An 18,634-nucleotide genomic window follows, 5' to 3' on the forward strand; every position below is an offset into this window, starting at 1 on the left:
CATGTCGATCAGTTACGGTGCGTAGCGCGCGCCGCCTCGTCGGCCGCCCCACCTGCGCCGACGAGTCCGGAACGCATGCCCTTCAGGCGGGGCGCGAACCGCTTCATCTCCCGCTGCCCGACCGTCCCGATGAGCCCCGGCAGATAGCCGCGCACGCCCTGCATGCCGCGCAGCCACCACTGCCCGTACACGTGCGCCGAGCGCCGCTCGATCCCCTCCACGAGCCGGTCCACGGCCGGGCCCAGCGGATAGGTCTTGTTGGACGGCCACGGCAGGCGCTGCCGCAGCTCCCGCATCACGTCGTCCTGGTCGGCCCCGCGCACCATGTCGGTGTCGGTCCACGACAGGTACCCGACGCCCACACGGACGCCCTGGTAGCCCACCTCGGCGCGCAGACTGTGCGCGTACGCCTCCACGCCCGACTTGGACGCGCAGTACGCCGTCATCATCGGCGCGGGTGTGATCGCGGCGAGCGAGGCGATCTGGAGCAGGTAACCGCGGCTCTCCACGAGCACCGGCAGGAACGCCCGCGCGGTGACCGCCGAACCGATGAGGTTCACCTCGATCACCCGCCGCCACGCCTGCGGATCGGAGTCGGCGAACGGACCGCCCGTCGCCACACCGGCGTTGGCGACCACGATGTCGACCTTCCCGAAGCGCGCCTTCACCTCCTCGGCGACCCGGCTCATCGCCTCGTGGTCGGTGACGTCGGCGTACCAGTGGGCGCTGTCGCTGTGCAGCCGTCCGGAGACCTCCTTCAGCGCCTCCTCCTCCAGCCCGACCAGCGCCACCTTCGCGCCGCGCGCGGACAGTTTGCGCGCCAGCAGCTCACCGACGCCGCGCGCCGCTCCCGTGACGACCGCGACCTGCCCCTCGAGGCTGACCCTGCTCATGCGCCCTCCTTGATCCGCGCGGGGGTGGAACCGTGCTCGGGGACAGCCCCCGTGACATACGTGCCGACGAGTTCCCGGATGCGGGTGGTCACCGGCTCCGGGGCCTCGACCGGGGTCATGTGACCGACGCCGGGCAGCTCGGTGAGGCCGACGCAGTGCGGCAGCGCGGCGACCAGTGCCCGGGCGTGCACCGCAGGCGTGAGCCGGTCTGACGCGCCGTGCAGTACGGCGGTGGGCACGCTCAACCGCCGTACGCCGTGGTCGAGATCGAGCCCGGCGAGGACGGCCGACCATGCGTGGCGCGCGGCGCGCGGGCAGGCGTGCACGATCCGCGCGCACGCCTCCACCATGTGCGGGGCCGAACCCGCGCCCATCGTGGCGTACTTGAGGACCCGCCGCGCGACCGGTGTGACCGGCCCGAGGGGCGCGCGGGAACCGAGGACGCGCCCGGTGATCCAGGTGCGCACGCGTCCGGCGGGCAACGGCACCACGCGCGACTGCGCGACCAGCCCCGAACTCCCCGTGCTGCACAGCAGGACGGCGGCGGCGTGTTCCCGGAAGCGGGGGCGCCCGGCCGCCGCCATGACCGTCATGCCGCCCATGGAGTGACCGGCGACGAGCGCCTTCTCCCCGCGCGCCAGGGTCTCCGCGAGCACTGCTTCGAGGTCGTCCGCGAGCGCCTCGGTGGTACAGGCGGGGCTCGCGGGACTGCGCCCGTGCCCCCTCTGGTCGTAGGCGATCACCCGGTGGTCGGCGGCCAGGTCCCGTATCTGGGCCGCCCAGAACGCCGTCGAACAGGTCCAGCCGTGGGCGAGGACGACCGGTGGGGCGTCCTCGGGGCCGTGCACCTCGACGTGCAGCCGCGCACCGTCGGCGGACACGGCGGTGAGGGTACGGGCCGGGGCGGGCGGGGCGTAGGGGCCGGAGGTGACGTGGGCGCTGCGGCTCATGCGGCGGCCCCGCTCTTCCGGCCGGCCGGCCCGGCGCCGGGGCCGGACACCGGCGCGGGTGTGCGCAGCACCTCGTACTCCGCCAGGTCCACCCGCCGGGTGGCGCGCCGGAACTCGGTCGTCGTACCGGGCCAGATGGTGGTGTTGCGGCCGCTCGCGTCCAGGTACCAGCTGGTGCAGCCGCCGGTGCTCCACACGGTCCGCTTCATGCGCTCCTGCACCCTGTCGTTCCAGGCGTCGACGGCGGCGGGCCGCGCGTCGAGGGCGGTGCGGCCGCCCAGGACGTCGAGCTGGCGCAGATAGTCGGCCATGTAGCTGAGCTGGGACTCGATCATGAGGATCATGGAGGAGTTCCCGAGGCCGGTGTTGGGCCCGATGATCGTCATCCAGTTCGGGAACCCGGCCGCCGAGGCACCGCGCAGCGCCCGCATGCCGTTCTTCCAGGACTCCGCGAGCGTGATGCCCTCCGCGCCGACCACGCGCTCGGCGATCGGCATGTCCGTGACGTGGAAGCCGGTGCTGAAGATGATCACGTCGACCTCGGCCTCGGTGCCGTCGGCCGCCACCGCCGTGGACCCGCGGATCTCGCTCAGCCCGCCGACGACGTCCACGTTCGGCCTGGCCAGCGCCGGGTAGTACGTGCTGGACAGCAGGATGCGCTTGCAGCCGATGCGGTAGTCCGGGGTGAGCCTGGCGCGCAGCGCCGGGTCCTTGATCGCGCGGGCCATGTTCCGCTTCGCGAGCTGTTCGACCAGGCCGAGTTCGTCCGGGCGCTTGGTGAACGCCTGCACCTGGAGCTCCCGGATGCCCCACAGCAGTCCGCGCCGGATCTGGGCGGTGACGGGCAGCCGGCGGTGCAGCCAGCGCTCGGCGCCGCTGATGGCGCGGTCGACGCGGGGCAGCACCCAGGGCGGGGTGCGCTGGAAGAGGGTGAGCCGGCCGACCTGCGGCTGGATGGCGGGGACGATCTGGATGGCGGAGGCTCCGGTGCCGATCACGGCGACCCGCTTGCCGCGCAGGTCGAGGTCGTGGTCCCAGCGGGCGGAGTGGAACACCTTGCCCGGGAAGGAGTCGAGACCGGGGACGTCGGGGATCTTCGGGTCCGACAGCGGCCCGGTGGCGGAGACGACCACATCGGCGGTCAGCGTGCCGCGCGTGGTCTCGATCGTCCACCGCAGGTTCTCGTTGTCCCAGGTCATCAGCTTGACCTCGGAGTCGAGGCGGAGGTGCGGGCGCAGCCCGAAGAGGTCGGTGACGTGCTCCAGATACGCGCGGATGTGCCGCTGGCCGGAGAAGGTGCGCGGCCAGTCCGGGTGGGGCGCGAAGGAGAAGGAGTACAGGTGCGAGGGCACGTCACAGGCGCACCCGGGGTAGCTGTTGTCCCGCCAGGTGCCGCCGACGCTGCCGGCCCGCTCCAGGACGACGAAGTCGGTGATTCCCTCGCGGCGCAGCCGCACGGCGGCCCCCAGCCCGCCGAACCCGGACCCGATCACCGCCACCCGTACATGCTCGTGCTCGGCCATCCCGAAGCCTCCACGCATCGCCTAGGAACTCTGCCAGTGAACACTGGCGCAATGGGACTGTAGAGCAGCCGCCTACCGAGCGGTAGGGGGTGACGGAAGGAAAGTTACCGGCAGTACGCCATAGGCTGCGGTCGTGGCAGAGGACGCGGAACACCCCACGGTCAGGCGCGAATACCGCATGGAGGAGCTGGCCCGGCGCGCCGGCATCACCGTGCGCACCCTGCGCTTCTACCGCGAACGCAAGCTGATAGGGCCGCCCCGCCGCGAGGGCCGCATCGCCTGGTACGACGACCACCACCTGGCCCGGCTGCGCACCATCGCGGCACTCCTGGAACGCGGCCACACCCTGAACGGCATCGCGGAACTCGCGGACGCCCTCGACCAGGGCCGCGACGTCGCCGACCTGCTCGGCGTCGGCGCCCCCACCGAGGAGGAGCCCGTCCGCCTCACCCCCGAGGAACTCGCCGCCCGCTTCGAGGGCGAGGTCACCCCCGAGAACCTGGCCGCCGCCCTGGAACTGGGCTACCTCGGCACCGACGGCGACGAGATCGTCCACATCAGCCGGCGCTTGCTGGACGTCTCCTCCGCGCTGGTCCGCGAGGGCATCCCGCTCGCCGAGGTGCTGGCGGCCGGCGCCCGCGTCCGCGAGCACGCCGACGCCCTGGCCGAACTCTTCGCCGACCTGATCCTGCGCCACGGCCCCGAGGAAGACCTGCGCCGACTGCGCCCGCTGGCCCGCAGCGTGGTGGAGGCGGAACTCTCCCTGGCACTGGACCGCCGGCTGAACAAGCGGGACTGACCGGGCGGGGCCGGCCGGACAAGCGGGTCTAGAGGTCGTAGACGACCGTGACCGGTGCGTGGTCCGACCAGCGGTCGGCGTGCGTGGCCGCGCGCTCCACGAAGCCCTTGGCGGCCTTGCCGGCGAGGCCGGGCGTGGCGACGTGGTAGTCGATGCGCCAGCCCGAATCGTTGTCGAAAGCCCGCCCCCGGTACGACCACCAGGTGTACGGGCCCTCCGCGTCCGGGTGCAGGACGCGCACGACGTCGACGTAGCCGCCGTCCCCGGGGGCGAAGACACGGTCGAGCCAGTCCCGTTCCTCGGGCAGGAAGCCGGAGTTCCTGGTGTTGCCGCGCCAGTTCTTCAGGTCGGCCTGGCGGTGGGCGATGTTCCAGTCGCCGCAGACGAGGACCTCGCGCCCGTCGGCGGCGGCCCGTTCGCGCAGCTCCTTCAGATGGGCCAGGAACTCGCCCATGAAGCGGATCTTCTCGTCCTGCCGCTCGGTGCCGACCTCGCCGGAGGGCAGATAGAGGGAGGCGACGGTGACGCCGGGCAGCTCGGCCTCGACGTAGCGCCCGCTGCCGTCGAACTCGGCGGAGCCGAAGCCGACCCGGACCCGGTCGGGCTCGCGCCGGGTGTAGAGGGAGACGCCCGCACGGCCCTTGGCGGCGGCCGGGGCGTGCACGACGTGCCAGCCCTCGGGCCGGCCGGCCTCCTCGGGCAGCTGGTGCGGCTCGGCCCGCACCTCCTGGAGGCAGACGACGTCCGCGTCCGTCCCGGCGAGCCATTCCACGAAGCCCTTCTTCGCGGCGGCCCGCAGCCCGTTCACGTTCACCGAGGTCACAGTCAGCACCCGGGCACGATACCGGCACACTGGTCCGGGTCCACAAAATCCGGGACCGCCCGCCGACTGCATAGAAGTACGATGCCCAGCATGAATATCCGCCGCGTTCGTTTCGATCACCCCGACGCCGTGAAGCTCAACGACGAGGTCCAGGCCGAGTACCACCAGCGCTACGGCGACGGGGGCGACGCCACCGCCCTGGACGCCGCCGACTTCGACCCGCCCCGGGGCGTGTACCTGATCGCGTACGACGAGCGCGACCGCCCCGTGGCCACCGGCGGCTGGCGCAGCCAGGACCGCAACGAGGAGGGCAACGAGGACGGCGACGCGGAACTGAAGCGGATGTACGTCGTCGCGGAGATGCGCGGCCGGGGCCTGGCCCGCCGCATGCTCGCGGCCCTGGAGGAGGACGCCCGCATGGCCGGCCGGGTCCGCATGGTCCTGGAGACGGGCACCAAGCAGCCGGAGGCCGTCGCCCTGTACACCTCCAGCGGCTACGAGCCGTGCGCGAAGTTCGGCTACTACCGGCACCACGAGGAGAGCCTCTGCTACGCCAAGCGGCTGTGACCGGGGGCGGTGAAGCCGCCGCCCGGGCGGCGGCGATGCCGCCGTCACATGGGCGGAAACGACGAAGATCCCGACCGGTCGTGATGACCGACGGGATCTTCGTCGTGCAGTGGACCTGAGGGGATTTGAACCCCTGGCCCCCTCGATGCGAACGAGGTGCGCTACCGGACTGCGCCACAGGCCCTTGCAACGAGTGAAACTTTAGCATCCCGATCGGGGTGCTTGGAAATCCGCTCCCTGACTGGTCAGGGCGGGGGTTTCCGAGGTGACCGGGGTCACTCGTTGGCCGCGCGCGGACGGTCGTCGTCCTCGTAGGGGTCGTACTGGTCGAAGAGCGGCGTGCGTCCGCGTTCCCGTGCCCGGCGGGCGGCGGCCGCGGCGGAGGCCCCGCCGCGCGAGCGGGGCCGGGCGTGGGCACGGCCGTCCGCCGCCTGGTCCCCCGTCTTCTGCCCGGGCACCGCCTCCGGATCGCGCGCCACGCTCTCGGGCGCGTGGCCCGTCTCCTGCTCCGGCACGACCGCGCTGGACCGCGCCGAGCTCCAGGTGTCGGGCGCGCCGAGATCCACGTCGGAGGTCGCGCGCGGGGCGACGGGCGCGGTCACGTACGTGGGCAGCGGCACCGGCACCGGGTCCCAGCTGTCCCCGTGACCGGGCCTGCGCTGCCGCTCGCGCTGCTGGTCGACCCACTCGGCGTGGTCGGTCTGCTCGACGAGGGCGCGCCGGTCGGCGGCGAGCGCGGACAGTCCGGTGCCGGTCTCGGTGGCCTGGCCCTCCTGCGGTTCCTCGGCGGCCGGTCCCGCCTCGAGGGGCGCGCGCCGGCGGGGCTGGCGCTCGCGCAGGCGCTGGGCGGCGGCCTCGGCACGGCGCCGGTCCATCTGGTAGGCGAACCGGCGGCGCTCCTGCGTGCGCAGATAGGCGATGTACGCGCTGAGGAGCACGGCGGGCGCGCCGGGCACCCAGAGGAAGGCGAGGCCGCCGACGGCGGCGACGATCGCGCCGAGGGTGAAGGCGAGGAAGAGCACCACGGTGGTGCGCCGTCGGCGCGCGAGCACCTTGGTGCGCCGGGCGCGTGCCGCGGCCGACTGCGCCGAGGACGCGCTCCGTGCCGCCGGTTCACGCTGCTGGGCCGGCGGGGTCGCGGGAACGGGCGCGGGGTCGGGGGCGGGCCGGGAGGCCGGGACGGAGGCGTGGTCGCTCGCCGCCCCGGTGCCGCCGGGCGCCTCGGGCTCGGCCTCGACGGCCACCTGACGGCGGGTCGGAGGCACGGCGAAGGCCCGGACGTCCACCGAGTCGGTGACGGCGTCCGGATCGACGGCGTCCGGCTCCCCCTCCTGGGCGGAGCGCGCCCGCAGGTCCCTGGCGTACCGGCGCTCCATACCCGCCCGTCCGGACAGCAGCCGGATGGCGGTGCTGAAGCGTTCCGTCGGACGGGCCTCGTTCAGCTCGTCCTGCCTACGGAGCCACATCGGCACCAAGTAGGCGGCCCAGGCCCCGACAATGACTGCGTAGATGAGGCCGCTGCTGCTCACGCTCACACCGTAGAGGGGTTTGCGTGAGGCCATCCGCCAATTGGGCCGGTGTGTCGCACGATCTGGCTCATATTTCCAGCATTTTTTGCGACGCTTGCGATCAGCGGACCGCCGCAGCCGGGAATTCGGCGCCCCGAGACGGTCAACAGCCGATCATTTTCGAACACATATTCAATTCACGGACTCTCGGTGCGCTGGCTCCCGCGCGAGCGCGCCCGCTTCCACCGCGTGAGCAACCCGTCGGGCACCTCTTCCGCGGTGAGCGCGAAGACGAGATGGTCGCGCCAGGCACCGTCGATGTGCAGATAACGCGGCCGGAGCCCTTCCTCGCGGAATCCGAGTTTCTCCACGACCCGCCGGCTCGGCCGGTTCTCCGGGCGAATGCAGACCTCGACCCGGTGCAGGCCGACGGTGCGGAAACAGTGGTCCACCACGAGCGCGACGGCCGTCGGCATCACCCCGCGCCCGGCCACCGCCTCGTCCACCCAGTAGCCGACGTGCCCCGAGCACATCGACCCCCAGGTGATCCCGGCGACCGTCAACTGCCCGACGAGCTGCCCCTGGTACTCGATGACGAACGGCAGCATCCGACCCGCGTTCGCCTCTGAGCGCAGATGCCGGACCATCTGGCGGTAGGTCGGCCGGTGCGCGATCGGCCCGCTCGGCGTGGGCGGCGGGATGGTCGCCTCCCACGGGCGCAGCCAGTCGCGGTTACGCCGGTTCACCTCACGCCAGACCCGCTGGTCGCGCAGCTTTATCGGCCGGAGGACGACATCGCCGTCCGCCAGTACGACGGGCCAGGAAGGGCTGTTCAGCTCGCACCCCCCGTACCGCCGGGTCTCGGGTGGTCACCGCCGCGGATCTGGTCGACGGCGTGCACCAGCAGGGGCTCCAGCACGGCGAGCCCGTCGCGCACCCCGCCGGTCGACCCGGGCAGGTTGACGATCAGCGTGCGCCCGGCCACTCCGGCCAGGCCCCGGGACAGCGCCGCGGTCGGCACCTTGTCCCGCCCGTACGCGCGGATGGCCTCCGCGATGCCCGGCACCTCGTACGCGATCACCGCGCGGGTCGCCTCGGGGGTGCGGTCGGTGGGCGACAGGCCGGTGCCGCCAGTGGTGACGACGACGTCGTACCCGGAGGCGACGCCCGCGCGCAGGGCCGCTTCCACGGGGTCGCCGTCGGGGACCACCTGCGGGCCGTCGACGTCGAACCCGAGGCCGCTGAGGCCGTCGGCGACCAGCGGGCCGCCCTTGTCCGCGTAGACGCCCGCGGCGGCCCGGTTGGAAGCGGTGATCACCAGAGCACGGTAGGTCATGCCCGGCTCCAGTCACCCGACTTGCCGCCCGTCTTCTCCTCCACCCGTACGTCCGTGATGACCGCCCCCTTGTCGACCGCCTTGACCATGTCGATCACGGTGAGCGCGGCGACCGTCACCGCGGTGAGGGCCTCCATCTCGACGCCCGTGCGGTCCGTGGTCTTCACGGTGGCCCGGATCTCCACGGCGTCGTCCGCGACCGACAGGTCCAGTGTCACACCGGACACCGACAACGGGTGGCACAGGGGGATCAGATCCGGGGTGCGCTTGGCGCCCATGATCCCGGCGATCCGCGCGGTGGCCAGGGCGTCCCCCTTGGGCACGCCCTCGCCCCGCAGCAGCTCGACCACGCGCGGTGCGACGAGCACCCGGCCGCTGGCGCGGGCGGTGCGCGCGGTCACGTCCTTCCCGGACACGTCGACCATGCGGGCCGCGCCCGCCTCGTCGATGTGCGTCAGTCGGTCCTGCGCAGGGGCTCCGGGGGTCTCCCCCCGGGAAGGCTGGGTCATGGCTGTGGCGCTCCCGGTCCGGGCCCGGCGCGGTGCGGCGCGCGGGCCTGCTGTGCGCGACACGGTACCGCCAACCAGCCGGGCTCAGCCGAGCAGGACCACCTCGACCTCGCTGCCGGGCTCCACGGACTCCATGTCCTCGGGCACGACGATCAGCGCGTCGGCCTGCGCCAGCGCGGCGATCAGATGGGAACCGGCACCTCCCACCGGGGTCACCTCGCCGCCGGCGTAGGTGCCGCGCAGGAACTGGCGGCGGCCCTTGGGCGAACGCAGCGCCCCGTCGGCCTTGAGCACGGCCCGCGCGCGGGGCCGGTGCAGGTCCGTGAGGCCCCTCAGCGCGCGGATGGCGGGCCGGACGAACAGCTCGAAGGAGACGTACGACGACACGGGGTTGCCGGGCAGTGCCAGCAGCGGGGTGTGGTCGGGGCCGATGGAACCGAAACCCTGGGGCTTGCCGGGCTGCATGGCGAGCCTGCGGAACTCCACGCCGCTGCCCGCCTCGTCCGCGTCCGCGGCGTACGCCAGCGCCTCCTTGACGACGTCGTACGCCCCGACGCTCACCCCGCCCGTGGTCACCAGCAGGTCGGCGCGGATGAGCTGGTCCTCGATGGTGGAGCGCAGGGTCTCGGCGTCGTCGGCGACGGCGCCCACCCGGTAGGCGATGGCGCCCGCGTCCCGGGCGGCGGCGGTGAGGGCGAAGCTGTTGGAGTCGTAGATCTGCCCGCCGGCCAGTCGCTCGCCGGGCTGGACGAGTTCGCTGCCGGTGGACACCACGACCACGCGCGGACGGGGGCGCACGCGTACCGTGCCGCGGCCGATCGCGGCGAGCAGCGCGATCTGCGGCGGGCCGAGGATCGTCCCGGCCTCCAGGGCGAGGTCCCCGGCCTTCACGTCGCTGCCCTTGGCCCGCACGTGCGCGCGTGCCTCGGCGGACCGGTACACGTGCACGTGGCCCTCGGCGCCCTCGGGGGCCGAGCTGCGCGCCCGCATGCCGCTGACCGGGCCCTCGCCGAGCCCGCCGTCGGTCCACTCGACGGGGACGACGGCCTCGGCGCCGGGGGGCAGCGGCGCGCCGGTCATGATGCGCGCGGCCTGTCCGGGACCGACCCGCACCGGGTCGGCCGCGCCGGCCGCGACGTCCCCGACGACCTCCAGGACGGCCGGGAACTCCTCCCCGGCACCCGCCACGTCCGCGACCCGCACCGCGTACCCGTCCATGGAGCTGTTGTCGAACGGCGGCAGGGACACCGGCACCGTGACGTCGTCGACCAGGACGCAGCCCTGGGCGTCGAGCAGTTGCAGCTCGATGGGTTCGAGGGGGTGGACGGTCGAGAGGATGTCCTCAAGGTGCTCGTCCACCGACCACAGGTCGTCCGGGCCTGCGGGGCGGGTCGCGGCGCTGCTCAAGATTGCTGCATCTCCTCGGCTACGTAACTGCGGAGCCAGGTCCGGAACTCCGGGCCCAGGTCCTCACGTTCGCACGCGAGTCTGACAATGGCACGCAGGTAGTCGCCACGGTCGCCGGTGTCATAGCGGCGGCCCTGGAAGACGACGCCGTGCACCGGGCCGCCGACCTTCTCGTCCTGCGCGAGCTGCTGGAGGGCGTCGGTGAGCTGGATCTCGCCGCCCCGGCCCGGCTCGGTCTTGCGCAGTATGCCGAACACGTGCGGGTCGAGGACGTAGCGTCCGATGATCGCGTAGTTCGACGGGGCGTCCGCCGGGTCCGGCTTCTCGACCAGTCCGGTCACCTTGACCACGTCGCCGTCGGCAGTGGCCTCCACGGCCGCGCAGCCGTAGAGGTGGATCTGCTCGGGTGCGACCTCCATCAGGGCGACGACACTGCCGCCGTGCCGCTCCTGGATCTCGATCATGCGCGCGAGCAGCGGGTCCCGGGGATCGATCAGGTCGTCACCGAGGAGGACGGCGAAGGGCTCGTGGCCGACGTGCGGGGCGGCGCACAGCACGGCGTGCCCGAGGCCCCTGGGGTCGCCCTGGCGCACGTAGTGCATGGTGGCCAGGTCGCTGGACTCCTGCACCTTGGCGAGCCGTTCGGCGTCGCCCTTCTTCTGCAGCGCCGATTCCAGCTCGTAGTTGCGGTCGAAGTGATCCTCGAGCGGGCGCTTGTTGCGCCCGGTGATCATCAGGACGTCGTCGAGCCCCGCCGACACGGCCTCCTCGACCACATACTGGATCGCCGGCTTGTCTACGACCGGCAGCATCTCCTTGGGAGTGGCTTTGGTAGCCGGCAGGAACCGGGTGCCGAGGCCGGCTGCGGGAATGACAGCCTTGCTGATCCTGGGGTGGGACTGAGTCATGCCCGCAACCATATCCGGTGCCTTTGTGGGGAATCTGTGGCTCAGGTTGCTTGACCCTTATATGACCTGCATTAAGAAGGGCGCGAGGACGACCAGTGGAACACGACGGACGTACGGGCGAGTCTGACAAGCGCGCGTTTCGGCGGGAGTTCCTCGGGGTGAGGAACAGGTTGACGGCGGATGACGTCCGCGTGGCGGGCCGCGCGCTGGCGGAGCGGGCCCTGGAGCTGCCCGAGCTGGCGCGTGGCCGCACGGTGGCGGCGTACGTCTCGGTGGGCGGCGAACCCGGCACGCTCGACCTGATGGACGCCCTGCGCGCGCGGGGCGTGCGCGTCCTGCTCCCCGTGCTGCTGCCCGACAACGACCTGGACTGGGGCGAGTACGCCGGCCCGGACTCCCTCGCCCCGGTCCGGCACGGCGGCAGGATGGCTCTTCTCGAGCCCTCCGGTCCGCGTCTGGGCCCGGACGCCGTGGCGGACGCGGACGTGGTCCTGCTGCCCGGCCTCGCGGTGGACGCGCGCGGGACGCGCCTGGGGCGCGGCGGAGGGTCTTACGACCGGGTGCTGGCCCGGCTGGAGCGCACGGGCGCGCGCCCCCTGCTCGTGGTGCTGCTCTACGACACGGAGGTCGTCGCGCGCGTCCCGGCGGAGACGCACGACAGGCCGGTGCACGCGGTGGTGACCCCGTCGGGAGTGCGCCGCTTCCCGCAACCCTGACCCACCCCTCTGACGGCAACGGCCCTCCACGCGCGCGTGGAGGGCCTTTGCGTGCTCTGTGCCGCCGGTCAGGGCTTGAGGACCAGGGCGTCGCTGGTGCTCTTGTCCACCGCCTCGCCCGAGAACGACCAGGGCAGCAGCTCGCCCTTGGCCCACTTGCTCGTCTGGTCCGTGTAGTGCGCGCTGAAGGCGTGCCCGGAGGCGCCGGTCAGGTTGATCCACTTGGACTTGTCGAGGTCGGCGAGGTTGACGACCATCCGCATGGACGGCACCCAGACCACGTTGTAGCCGCCGGCGGCGTTCCAGCCGGTCGCGTTCACCGTCGCCTCGCCGCCGCTGAGCTTCCAGGGGCCGCGGTTGAGGAGGTACTGCAGGGCCTTGGGGCCCTCGGTGCCGAGCGTCTGGTTCTTCAGGAACAGCCGGTGCAGACGGCCCCAGCTCCAGGTGTCGATGTCCTTGCCGAGCTTGGCGGTCAGCTCCCAGCGGGCGTCGATCATGGCGCGGGCGAAGAGCTGGTCGCGGTTCTCGGCGGCGGGGCGGGTGCCCGACCTGGGCGTCTTCCACCAGTCGCTGTCCGGCTTGTCCATCAGGGTGCGCACGACCTCGAACCAGCGGTCGCCGCCGTCCGGCTGCGCCTGGTCGGCGTCGCGCTGGCCGCACTCGCGCACCTTGGTGTCGTCGTCCACCGGGCCGGTGCTGTCGATCTTGTCGACCCACAGGCACTGTCCCTTGACGCGCAGCTCCTTGGGGAGCTTGTTGCCGAAGGCGAGCTTGAGGATGTTGCGCCAGACGGCGTTGAAGTACGCGGCCGCCGCGGAGTCGGCGTCCTGGGTGTAGTCCCAGCCCTCCAGCAGCTTCTGCGCCTGGCGGACGTCCGGGTCGTCCAGGTTGATCTTCAGCAGCTTGGGCACCAGCAGCTTGGCGATCTCGCTGCTGTTGTCCAGCTGCATCTGCCGCATGTCGTCGGTGGAGATCTTGCCGCCGTCCTTGATCTTGGACTCGATCAGGTCGGTGATCCGCTGGCTGCGGGTGCCGTAGCCCCAGTCGGTGGTGAGGGTGTACGGGTACGTGTCCGGGTCGACCACGGCCTGGTTGGCGGTGACGATGTAGCCGCGCTTCGGGTCGTACTCGTAGGGCAGTTCGTCCTGCTTGACGAAGCCCTTCCAGCGGTACTTCGAGTCCCAGCCGGGCACCGGGACGGCGCCGGAGTCCTTGGCGGTGCGGGCGGGGATCCTGCCGGGCAGCGTGTAGCCGATGTGGTTGTCCGTGCTGGCGTAGATCAGGTTCTGGGAGGGCACGTCGAACAGGGCCGCCGCCGCGCGGAAGTCGCTCCAGTCCCCGGCCCTGTCGAGGGCGAAGACGGCGTCCATGGTCGTGCCCGGGTCGAGCGCGGTCCACCGCAGGGCGATGCCGTAGCCGTCGCCGCGGTCGGGCGCGGCGGCGTTCACGGTGGCTTTCTTGCCGACCTGGACGAGTTCGTCGTCACGGTCGGACAGCAGCGGCATCCCGTCCTGGGTCTGCCGGACGACGATCGTCTTGGCCGCGCCCCCGGCGACCTTGATGGTCTCCTGGCGGGTCCTGAACGGCCGGACCTTGCCGTCGTACAGGTAGCCGTTCGCGCTGACCTTCTCCAGGTAGAGGTCGGTGACGTCGACCCCGGAGTTGGTGAGGCCCCAGGCGATCTTCCCGTTGTGTCCGATGATCACACCGGGCATGCCCGCGAACGTGTAGCCGGTGACGTCGTACTGGCACTTGCCGGAGACGGTGCGGCAGTGCAGGCCCATCTGGTACCAGACGGACGGCAGGGACGCCGACAGGTGCGGGTCGTTGGCGAGCAGCGGCTTGCCGGTGATGGTGTACTTCCCGGCGACCACCCAGGAGTTGGAGCCGATGCCCTGGCCGTTCACGCCGACGGCCGTGGGCAGGTCGTCCAGGACGCCGTAGAGGCCGCCCAGCTGGCTCGTGAGGGACGAACCCGTCCCGGCCGAGGTGGAGGAGCCGGAGGAGCCGGTCGTCCCGGTGGTGCCCGTTGCGCCGGTCGAACCGGTCGTCCCCGTCGTGCCGGTCGTGCCAGTCGTGCCGGTCGTGCCGGTCGAACCGGTCGTGCCGGTCGAACCGGTCGAACCGGTCGTCCCCGTGCCCCCGGCGGAGCTCGTCGCGCCGCTCTGCTGGAAGGCCTGGGTCACCGCGTCGTACTGGCCCTCCTGGACGATCGGCTTGTTGCGGCCGTAGGGGTACGCCGGGTACAGGTCCTGGATCTGCTGCGGGCCGAGGCGGCTGGTCATGAGGGCGCGGTCGATCTCGTCCTGCATGTTGCCGCGCAGGTCCCAGGCCATCGCCTTCAGCCAGGAGACGGAGTCGACCGGGGTCCACTTCTCCGGCTTGTAGTCGTTGGCGAAGCCCAGGGCCGCGTACTCCAGGGAGATGTCCTTGCCGTCCTTGCCCTGGAGGTAGGCGTTGACCCCCTTGGCGTAGGCCTGGAGGTACTTCTTGGTGGACGCCGACAGCTTGGTGTCGTACTCCCGCTGCGCGATCCGGTCCCAGCCGAGGGTGCGCAGGAACTCGTCGTTCTTGACCTGGCCCTTGCCGAACATCTCCGACAGGCGACCGGAGGTCATGTGCCGGCGCACGTCCATCTCGTAGAACCGGTCCTGCGCCTGGACGTAGCCCTGCGCCATGAACAGGTCCTCGTCCGAGGACGCGTAGATCTGCGGGATGCCGTAGCCGTCCCGCTTGACGTCGACCGGCCCGGACAGGCCGTCGAGCTTGATCGAACCGGTGGTCTGCGGGAAGGAGGCGCGGACGGTGCTGATCGACCAGTACGCCCCGTAGGCGATGCCTCCGATGATGGCCAGGACCAGCACCAGCACGATGAGTCGGGCTTTGCGCCCCTTCTTCCTGCCGGACTTGACGGACGTGGCACCCGCTGCGGCGGTGTCACCCGTGGTGGCGGTGGTGTTGGGGGGCATCGCTGTCCTTGCTGTCCTAACGCGAGCGGCAGGTCGGGCTGTGACTTTGAATGAGCGCTGGAGCAACCATAGGCGCAGGGCCCCGTCCCGCTTGACGCGGAGTCGGGAACGAGCGCGTACGAGCGTTCGATCTTGCCTCGCGAACGTCAAGAAATCGTCAAGAGTTAGGTAAGGTAACGAAGTAACCGGAGATCCGTGGGTCCGATCTCGGAGGAGGAACGCCCCCTGACTGTCCACCACCTCAACCAGCTCCTGCTCGTCTGCTCCGTCGTCCTGCTCGTCGCCGTCGCGGCCGTCCGGGTCTCCTCCCGCAGCGGGCTCCCCAGCCTGCTCGTGTACCTGGGGATCGGCGTCCTCATCGGCCAGGACGGCATCGGTCACATCCAGTTCAACAGCGCCGCGCTGACCCAGGTCATGGGATACGCGGCCCTGGTCGTGATCCTCGCCGAGGGCGGGCTGGGCACGAAGTGGAAGGAGATCCGGCCGGTCCTGCCGTCCGCCTCCGTCCTGGCGACCGTGGGCGTCGCGATCAGCGTGGGTGTCACCGCAGCCGGCGCGCACTACCTGGTCGGGCTGGAGTGGCGGCAGGCGTTCATCATCGGGGCGGTGGTGTCGTCGACGGACGCGGCGGCGGTCTTCTCGGTCCTGCGGAAGATCCCCCTGCCCGCGCGCGTGACGGGCACGCTGGAGGCCGAGTCCGGGTTCAACGACGCCCCGGTGGTCATCCTGGTCGTCGCCTTCTGCACGGCCGGCCCGGTCGAGCACTGGTACCTGCTGCTCGGCGAGATAGTCCTGGAACTGGCCATCGGCGCGGCGCTGGGCCTCGCGGTGGGCTGGTTCGGCTCCTGGGGGCTCAGGCACGTCGCGCTGCCCGCCTCCGGTCTCTACCCGATCGCCGTGATGGCCATCGCCGTCACGGCGTACGCCGCCGGCGCCCTGGCGCACGGCAGCGGCTTCCTCGCCGTCTACCTGGCCTCCATGATCCTCGGCAACGCCAGACTCCCCCACTGGCCCGCCACCCGCGGCTTCGCCGAGGGGCTCGGCTGGATCGCCCAGATCGGCATGTTCGTCGTGCTCGGCCTGCTGGTCACCCCGCACGAACTGGGCGACGACATCGTGCCCGCGCTGGTCATCGGGCTGGTGCTGACCATGGTGGCCCGCCCGCTGAGCGTGGTGGTCAGCCTGGCGCCGTTCCGGGTGCCGCGGCCGGAGCGGATCCTGATGTCGTGGGCCGGGCTGCGCGGCGCCGTGCCCATCATCCTGGCGACCATCCCCATGGTGAACGGCGTCGCAGGCAGCCGCCGCATCTTCAACATCGTCTTCGTCCTGGTCGTCGTCTACACCCTGGTCCAGGGGCCGACCCTGCCCTGGCTGGCCCGCACGCTCCGGCTCGGGGAGAAGGGCGAGGCCGCCGACCTCGGCATCGAGTCGGCGCCCCTGGAACGGCTCCGGGGCCACCTGCTGTCCGTCACCGTCCCCGAGGGCTCCCGGATGCACGGCGTGGAGGTCAGCGAGCTGCGGCTGCCGCCCGGCGCGGCCGTCACCCTCGTCGTGCGCGAGGAGAAGTCGTTCGTGCCGCTGCCCTCCACCGTGCTGCGGCGCGGCGACGAACTGCTGGTCGTCGCCACCGACCCGGTCCGCGACGCGGCGGAACGGCGGCTGCGCGCGGTCGCCCACGGCGGCAAGCTGGCGGACTGGCTGGGCACGGACGGCGACCGCGGATGACCCCGCCGCAATCACAGGCAGCCCCTGCGACGGTGCTCACTTCCGCAGGGATACGGGCCATGATCCCTGTAGTATGAAGGCACCCTGATCGAACCAACTCTGCCTGATGCAGAGCTGGCGCGACCGTATGGCGGCCGGAACACCCTCCGCGGAGGCACCGGTATCTACCGCAGTTCCGCGCAAGAGGACAGCTCTCGGCGCCCCCGCACGGGCGCGCTACCAGGCGGAAGAAAGGCACGGGCCGTGGAGTCCACGGTCACCACCGGGCCGGCTGAGAACCCGCCGGCGTCGCCCCGCCCCGGATACGGACAGCTGCTGCGCACCCGCGGCGCCTGGACGTTCCTGCTCCCCGGTTTCGCCGCGCGCCAGCCGTTCGCGATGCTCACCCTGTCGATCGTGCTGCTCGTCCAGCACACCACCGGCTCGTACGGTGCCGCGGGAGCCGCCGCGGCGGCCACCGGTGTCTCCATGGCGCTGTTCGCGCCGTACAGCGGCCGCCTCGCCGACCGCTACGGCCAGCGGGCCGTGCTGATCCCCGGCGTTCTGGTGCACACGCTGTCCGGTCTGTCTCTGACCGCGCTCGCGCTGGCGCACGCGCCCCTGTGGGCGCTGTTCGTGGCCGCCGTCCCGACCGGTGCCTCCGTCCCGCAGGTCGGCCCGATGGTGCGGGCCCGCTGGGGCGTGAAGCTCCAGGGCTCGCCCCTGATGACCACGGCGGCGGCGTTCGAGTCGGTCACGGACGAGCTGACCTTCGTCGTCGGCCCCCTGCTGGCGACCGCGCTCTGCACGGCCGTGACACCGGCCGCGGGCCTGGTCACGGAGGCCGGGCTCACCCTGGTCGGCGGCCTGCTGTTCGCCGCGCGGAAGAGCACGCAGCCGCCGGTGTCCCGGGAGGGCGGGCACGCGCGCGTGCGGCACGCCTCCGCCCTGCGGGTCCCGGGAGTGCGCGTGCTGGTCGTCACCTTCCTCGGCATCGGCTCGGTCTTCGGCGGCATGCAGGTGTCGCTCGCGGCCTTCACCGAGTCGATCGGCGAGCCCGGCCTGAACGGCGTGCTGTACGGCGTCTTCGCCGCCGGGAACATGCTGTCCGGCATCGTCTGCGGCGCGGTCGCCTGGAAGACGGCTCCGCAGAAGCGGCTGGTGCTCGGTTACACGGCGCTCGCGGTGGCGGCGTCCGCCCTGTGGACGGCCCACTCGGTGCCGCTGCTCGCCGCTCTCGGCCTGCTGGTCGGCATGTGCATCGCCCCGTCGCTGATCACCGGCTACACGCTGGTCGACGGCCTGGTCCCGACCGGCGCCCGGACCGAGGCCTTCACCTGGCTGACCGGCGCCGTCGCGCTCGGCCAGGCCGCCGCCGTCACGGTCGCGGGCCAGCTGGAGGACCGGCTGTGGGACGGCGCCGGGTTCCTGGTGCCGATGGGCGGCACCGTGCTCGCGCTGGCGACCCTGGTGACGCTGCGGTCGCGGCTGGCCGCACGGCACGGGAACCGCACGGTCGCGCGTGGCGTCGGTCACCGCGTGCCGGTCACGGTGGACTGATCCCCGGGAATACGTCACTATGGACCGTCGTTAGCACTCATTGAGTGAGAGTGCCAGGAGGAAGACAGTGCCGACCTACCAGTACCAGTGCACCGAGTGCGGCGAGGGCCTTGAGGCGGTGCAGAAGTTCACCGACGACGCCCTGACCGTGTGCCCCAACTGCGACGGCCGCCTGAAGAAGGTGTTCTCCGCGGTCGGCATCGTCTTCAAGGGCTCGGGCTTCTACCGCAACGACTCCCGCGGCTCCACGTCGAGCAGCAGCCCGGCGTCGAAGCCGGCCGGTTCGTCGTCCGACGCGAAGGTGTCCTCCTCGACGTCCACGTCCTCTTCGACGTCCACCTCCTCTTCGGGCTCCGGCTCCGCCAGCAGCTCCGCCGCCTGACACCGCTCGTCCGGACCCCGCCGTCGCACGACGGCGGGGTCTTCGGCCTTCCCCGGCGCCGCCTCCCCCCACGCCCCCGC

At 72.1% G+C, this 18,634-nt stretch carries 17 protein-coding genes and 1 tRNA gene; 6 read left to right on the forward strand and 12 right to left on the reverse strand.

Annotated elements, in window-relative coordinates:
* Positions 1–8: 8 nt before the first annotated feature.
* From AB0946_RS11850 to AB0946_RS11860, 3 genes are read right to left on the reverse strand one after another with little or no spacing between them, the layout of a single operon-like run.
* Positions 9–893: an SDR family oxidoreductase gene (locus AB0946_RS11850; protein WP_366760423.1), complete on the reverse strand. Its 885-nt coding sequence runs from the start codon at positions 891–893 to the stop codon at positions 9–11.
* A complete protein-coding gene (locus tag AB0946_RS11855) occupies positions 890–1,843 on the reverse strand; it encodes an alpha/beta hydrolase (RefSeq protein ID WP_366760424.1) in 954 nt (317 codons plus the stop codon). Before AB0946_RS11855 ends, AB0946_RS11850 begins: the two co-directional genes overlap by 4 nt.
* The gene (locus AB0946_RS11860; protein WP_366760425.1) at positions 1,840–3,366 is read right to left on the reverse strand and encodes an NAD(P)/FAD-dependent oxidoreductase; all 1,527 of its coding nucleotides are present in this window, start codon (positions 3,364–3,366) and stop codon (positions 1,840–1,842) included. The genes AB0946_RS11855 and AB0946_RS11860 overlap by 4 nt, the downstream gene beginning before the upstream one ends.
* Positions 3,367–3,544: 178 nt before the next feature.
* Here AB0946_RS11860 and AB0946_RS11865 point away from each other — a divergent pair, with 178 nt between their 5' ends.
* Positions 3,545–4,165 carry a MerR family transcriptional regulator gene (locus AB0946_RS11865; protein WP_366760697.1) on the forward strand — a complete coding sequence of 207 codons (621 nt, stop codon included), beginning with the start codon at positions 3,545–3,547 and terminating at the stop codon, positions 4,163–4,165.
* A 28-nt stretch (positions 4,166–4,193) separates the two neighbouring features.
* On the opposite strand, the gene AB0946_RS11870 is transcribed toward AB0946_RS11865, so the two are convergent.
* Positions 4,194–4,997, reverse strand: coding sequence for an exodeoxyribonuclease III (locus AB0946_RS11870; RefSeq protein WP_366760426.1), 804 nt, complete (start codon positions 4,995–4,997; stop codon positions 4,194–4,196).
* Positions 4,998–5,078: 81 nt separating this feature from the next.
* Here AB0946_RS11870 and AB0946_RS11875 point away from each other — a divergent pair, with 81 nt between their 5' ends.
* Positions 5,079–5,555 carry a GNAT family N-acetyltransferase gene (locus AB0946_RS11875; protein WP_171155422.1) on the forward strand — a complete coding sequence of 159 codons (477 nt, stop codon included), beginning with the start codon at positions 5,079–5,081 and terminating at the stop codon, positions 5,553–5,555.
* 110 nt (positions 5,556–5,665) lie between these two features.
* Here the strand turns inward: AB0946_RS11875 and AB0946_RS11880 are convergent.
* The 7 genes from AB0946_RS11880 to galU form a co-directional block, all read right to left on the reverse strand.
* Positions 5,666–5,739 (reverse strand) — tRNA-Ala (locus AB0946_RS11880).
* Between the two features lie 91 nt (positions 5,740–5,830).
* Positions 5,831–7,084, reverse strand: coding sequence for a gephyrin-like molybdotransferase receptor GlpR (gene glpR / locus AB0946_RS11885; protein ID WP_366760427.1), 1,254 nt, complete (start codon positions 7,082–7,084; stop codon positions 5,831–5,833).
* A gap of 176 nt (positions 7,085–7,260) precedes the next feature.
* Entirely contained in the window at positions 7,261–7,899 is a 639-nt protein-coding gene (locus AB0946_RS11890; protein WP_171159957.1) for a GNAT family protein, read from the reverse strand.
* Entirely contained in the window at positions 7,896–8,399 is a 504-nt protein-coding gene (locus tag AB0946_RS11895; RefSeq protein ID WP_366760428.1) for a MogA/MoaB family molybdenum cofactor biosynthesis protein, read from the reverse strand. Before AB0946_RS11895 ends, AB0946_RS11890 begins: the two co-directional genes overlap by 4 nt.
* The gene (moaC, locus tag AB0946_RS11900) at positions 8,396–8,908 is read right to left on the reverse strand and encodes a cyclic pyranopterin monophosphate synthase MoaC (protein ID WP_030650393.1); all 513 of its coding nucleotides are present in this window, start codon (positions 8,906–8,908) and stop codon (positions 8,396–8,398) included. Before moaC ends, AB0946_RS11895 begins: the two co-directional genes overlap by 4 nt.
* 84 nt (positions 8,909–8,992) lie before the next feature.
* Complete coding sequence (gene glp / locus AB0946_RS11905) at positions 8,993–10,315, reverse strand: gephyrin-like molybdotransferase Glp (RefSeq protein WP_366760429.1); 1,323 nt, start codon at positions 10,313–10,315, stop codon at positions 8,993–8,995.
* Positions 10,312–11,223: a UTP--glucose-1-phosphate uridylyltransferase GalU gene (gene galU / locus AB0946_RS11910; RefSeq protein ID WP_366760430.1), complete on the reverse strand. Its 912-nt coding sequence runs from the start codon at positions 11,221–11,223 to the stop codon at positions 10,312–10,314. The genes glp and galU overlap by 4 nt, the downstream gene beginning before the upstream one ends.
* Before the next feature lie 95 nt (positions 11,224–11,318).
* On the opposite strand from galU, the gene AB0946_RS11915 reads away from it, so the two are divergent.
* The gene (locus AB0946_RS11915; RefSeq protein ID WP_366760431.1) at positions 11,319–11,939 is read left to right on the forward strand and encodes a 5-formyltetrahydrofolate cyclo-ligase; all 621 of its coding nucleotides are present in this window, start codon (positions 11,319–11,321) and stop codon (positions 11,937–11,939) included.
* Positions 11,940–12,007: 68 nt separating this feature from the next.
* On the opposite strand, the gene AB0946_RS11920 is transcribed toward AB0946_RS11915, so the two are convergent.
* The gene (locus tag AB0946_RS11920; RefSeq protein WP_366760433.1) at positions 12,008–14,908 is read right to left on the reverse strand and encodes a penicillin acylase family protein; all 2,901 of its coding nucleotides are present in this window, start codon (positions 14,906–14,908) and stop codon (positions 12,008–12,010) included.
* Between the two features lie 195 nt (positions 14,909–15,103).
* Here AB0946_RS11920 and AB0946_RS11925 point away from each other — a divergent pair, with 195 nt between their 5' ends.
* The 3 genes from AB0946_RS11925 to AB0946_RS11935 all read left to right on the forward strand — a co-directional run bounded on the left by AB0946_RS11925 (position 15,104) and on the right by AB0946_RS11935 (position 18,554).
* Positions 15,104–16,633 (forward strand): potassium/proton antiporter, encoded by a 1,530-nt coding sequence (locus tag AB0946_RS11925; RefSeq protein ID WP_366760434.1) that lies wholly within the window; start codon positions 15,104–15,106, stop codon positions 16,631–16,633.
* Between the two features lie 243 nt (positions 16,634–16,876).
* Complete coding sequence (locus AB0946_RS11930) at positions 16,877–18,172, forward strand: MFS transporter (protein ID WP_366760435.1); 1,296 nt, start codon at positions 16,877–16,879, stop codon at positions 18,170–18,172.
* A 67-nt stretch (positions 18,173–18,239) separates the two neighbouring features.
* Entirely contained in the window at positions 18,240–18,554 is a 315-nt protein-coding gene (locus AB0946_RS11935) for an FmdB family zinc ribbon protein (protein ID WP_366760436.1), read from the forward strand.
* Positions 18,555–18,634 lie beyond the last annotated feature (80 nt).

It is taken from the genome of Streptomyces sp. NPDC046870, assembly GCF_040704595.1.
In the GTDB taxonomy this organism is placed as follows: domain Bacteria; phylum Actinomycetota; class Actinomycetes; order Streptomycetales; family Streptomycetaceae; genus Streptomyces; species Streptomyces argyrophylli.

What these genes read in the sequence shown, in the direction of transcription:
- AB0946_RS11850 (WP_366760423.1), bottom strand. Translation starts at nt 893, where the DNA reads ATGAGCAGGGTCAGCCTCGAGGGGCAGGTCGCGGTCGTCACGGGAGCG.
- AB0946_RS11855 (WP_366760424.1), bottom strand. Translation starts at nt 1,843, where the DNA reads ATGAGCCGCAGCGCCCACGTCACCTCCGGCCCCTACGCCCCGCCCGCC.
- AB0946_RS11860 (WP_366760425.1), bottom strand. Translation starts at nt 3,366, where the DNA reads ATGGCCGAGCACGAGCATGTACGGGTGGCGGTGATCGGGTCCGGGTTC.
- AB0946_RS11865 (WP_366760697.1), top strand. Translation starts at nt 3,545, where the DNA reads ATGGAGGAGCTGGCCCGGCGCGCCGGCATCACCGTGCGCACCCTGCGC.
- AB0946_RS11875 (WP_171155422.1), top strand. Translation starts at nt 5,079, where the DNA reads ATGAATATCCGCCGCGTTCGTTTCGATCACCCCGACGCCGTGAAGCTC.
- AB0946_RS11895 (WP_366760428.1), bottom strand. Translation starts at nt 8,399, where the DNA reads ATGACCTACCGTGCTCTGGTGATCACCGCTTCCAACCGGGCCGCCGCG.
- moaC (WP_030650393.1), bottom strand. Translation starts at nt 8,908, where the DNA reads ATGACCCAGCCTTCCCGGGGGGAGACCCCCGGAGCCCCTGCGCAGGAC.
- galU (WP_366760430.1), bottom strand. Translation starts at nt 11,223, where the DNA reads ATGACTCAGTCCCACCCCAGGATCAGCAAGGCTGTCATTCCCGCAGCC.
- AB0946_RS11920 (WP_366760433.1), bottom strand. Translation starts at nt 14,908, where the DNA reads ATGCCCCCCAACACCACCGCCACCACGGGTGACACCGCCGCAGCGGGT.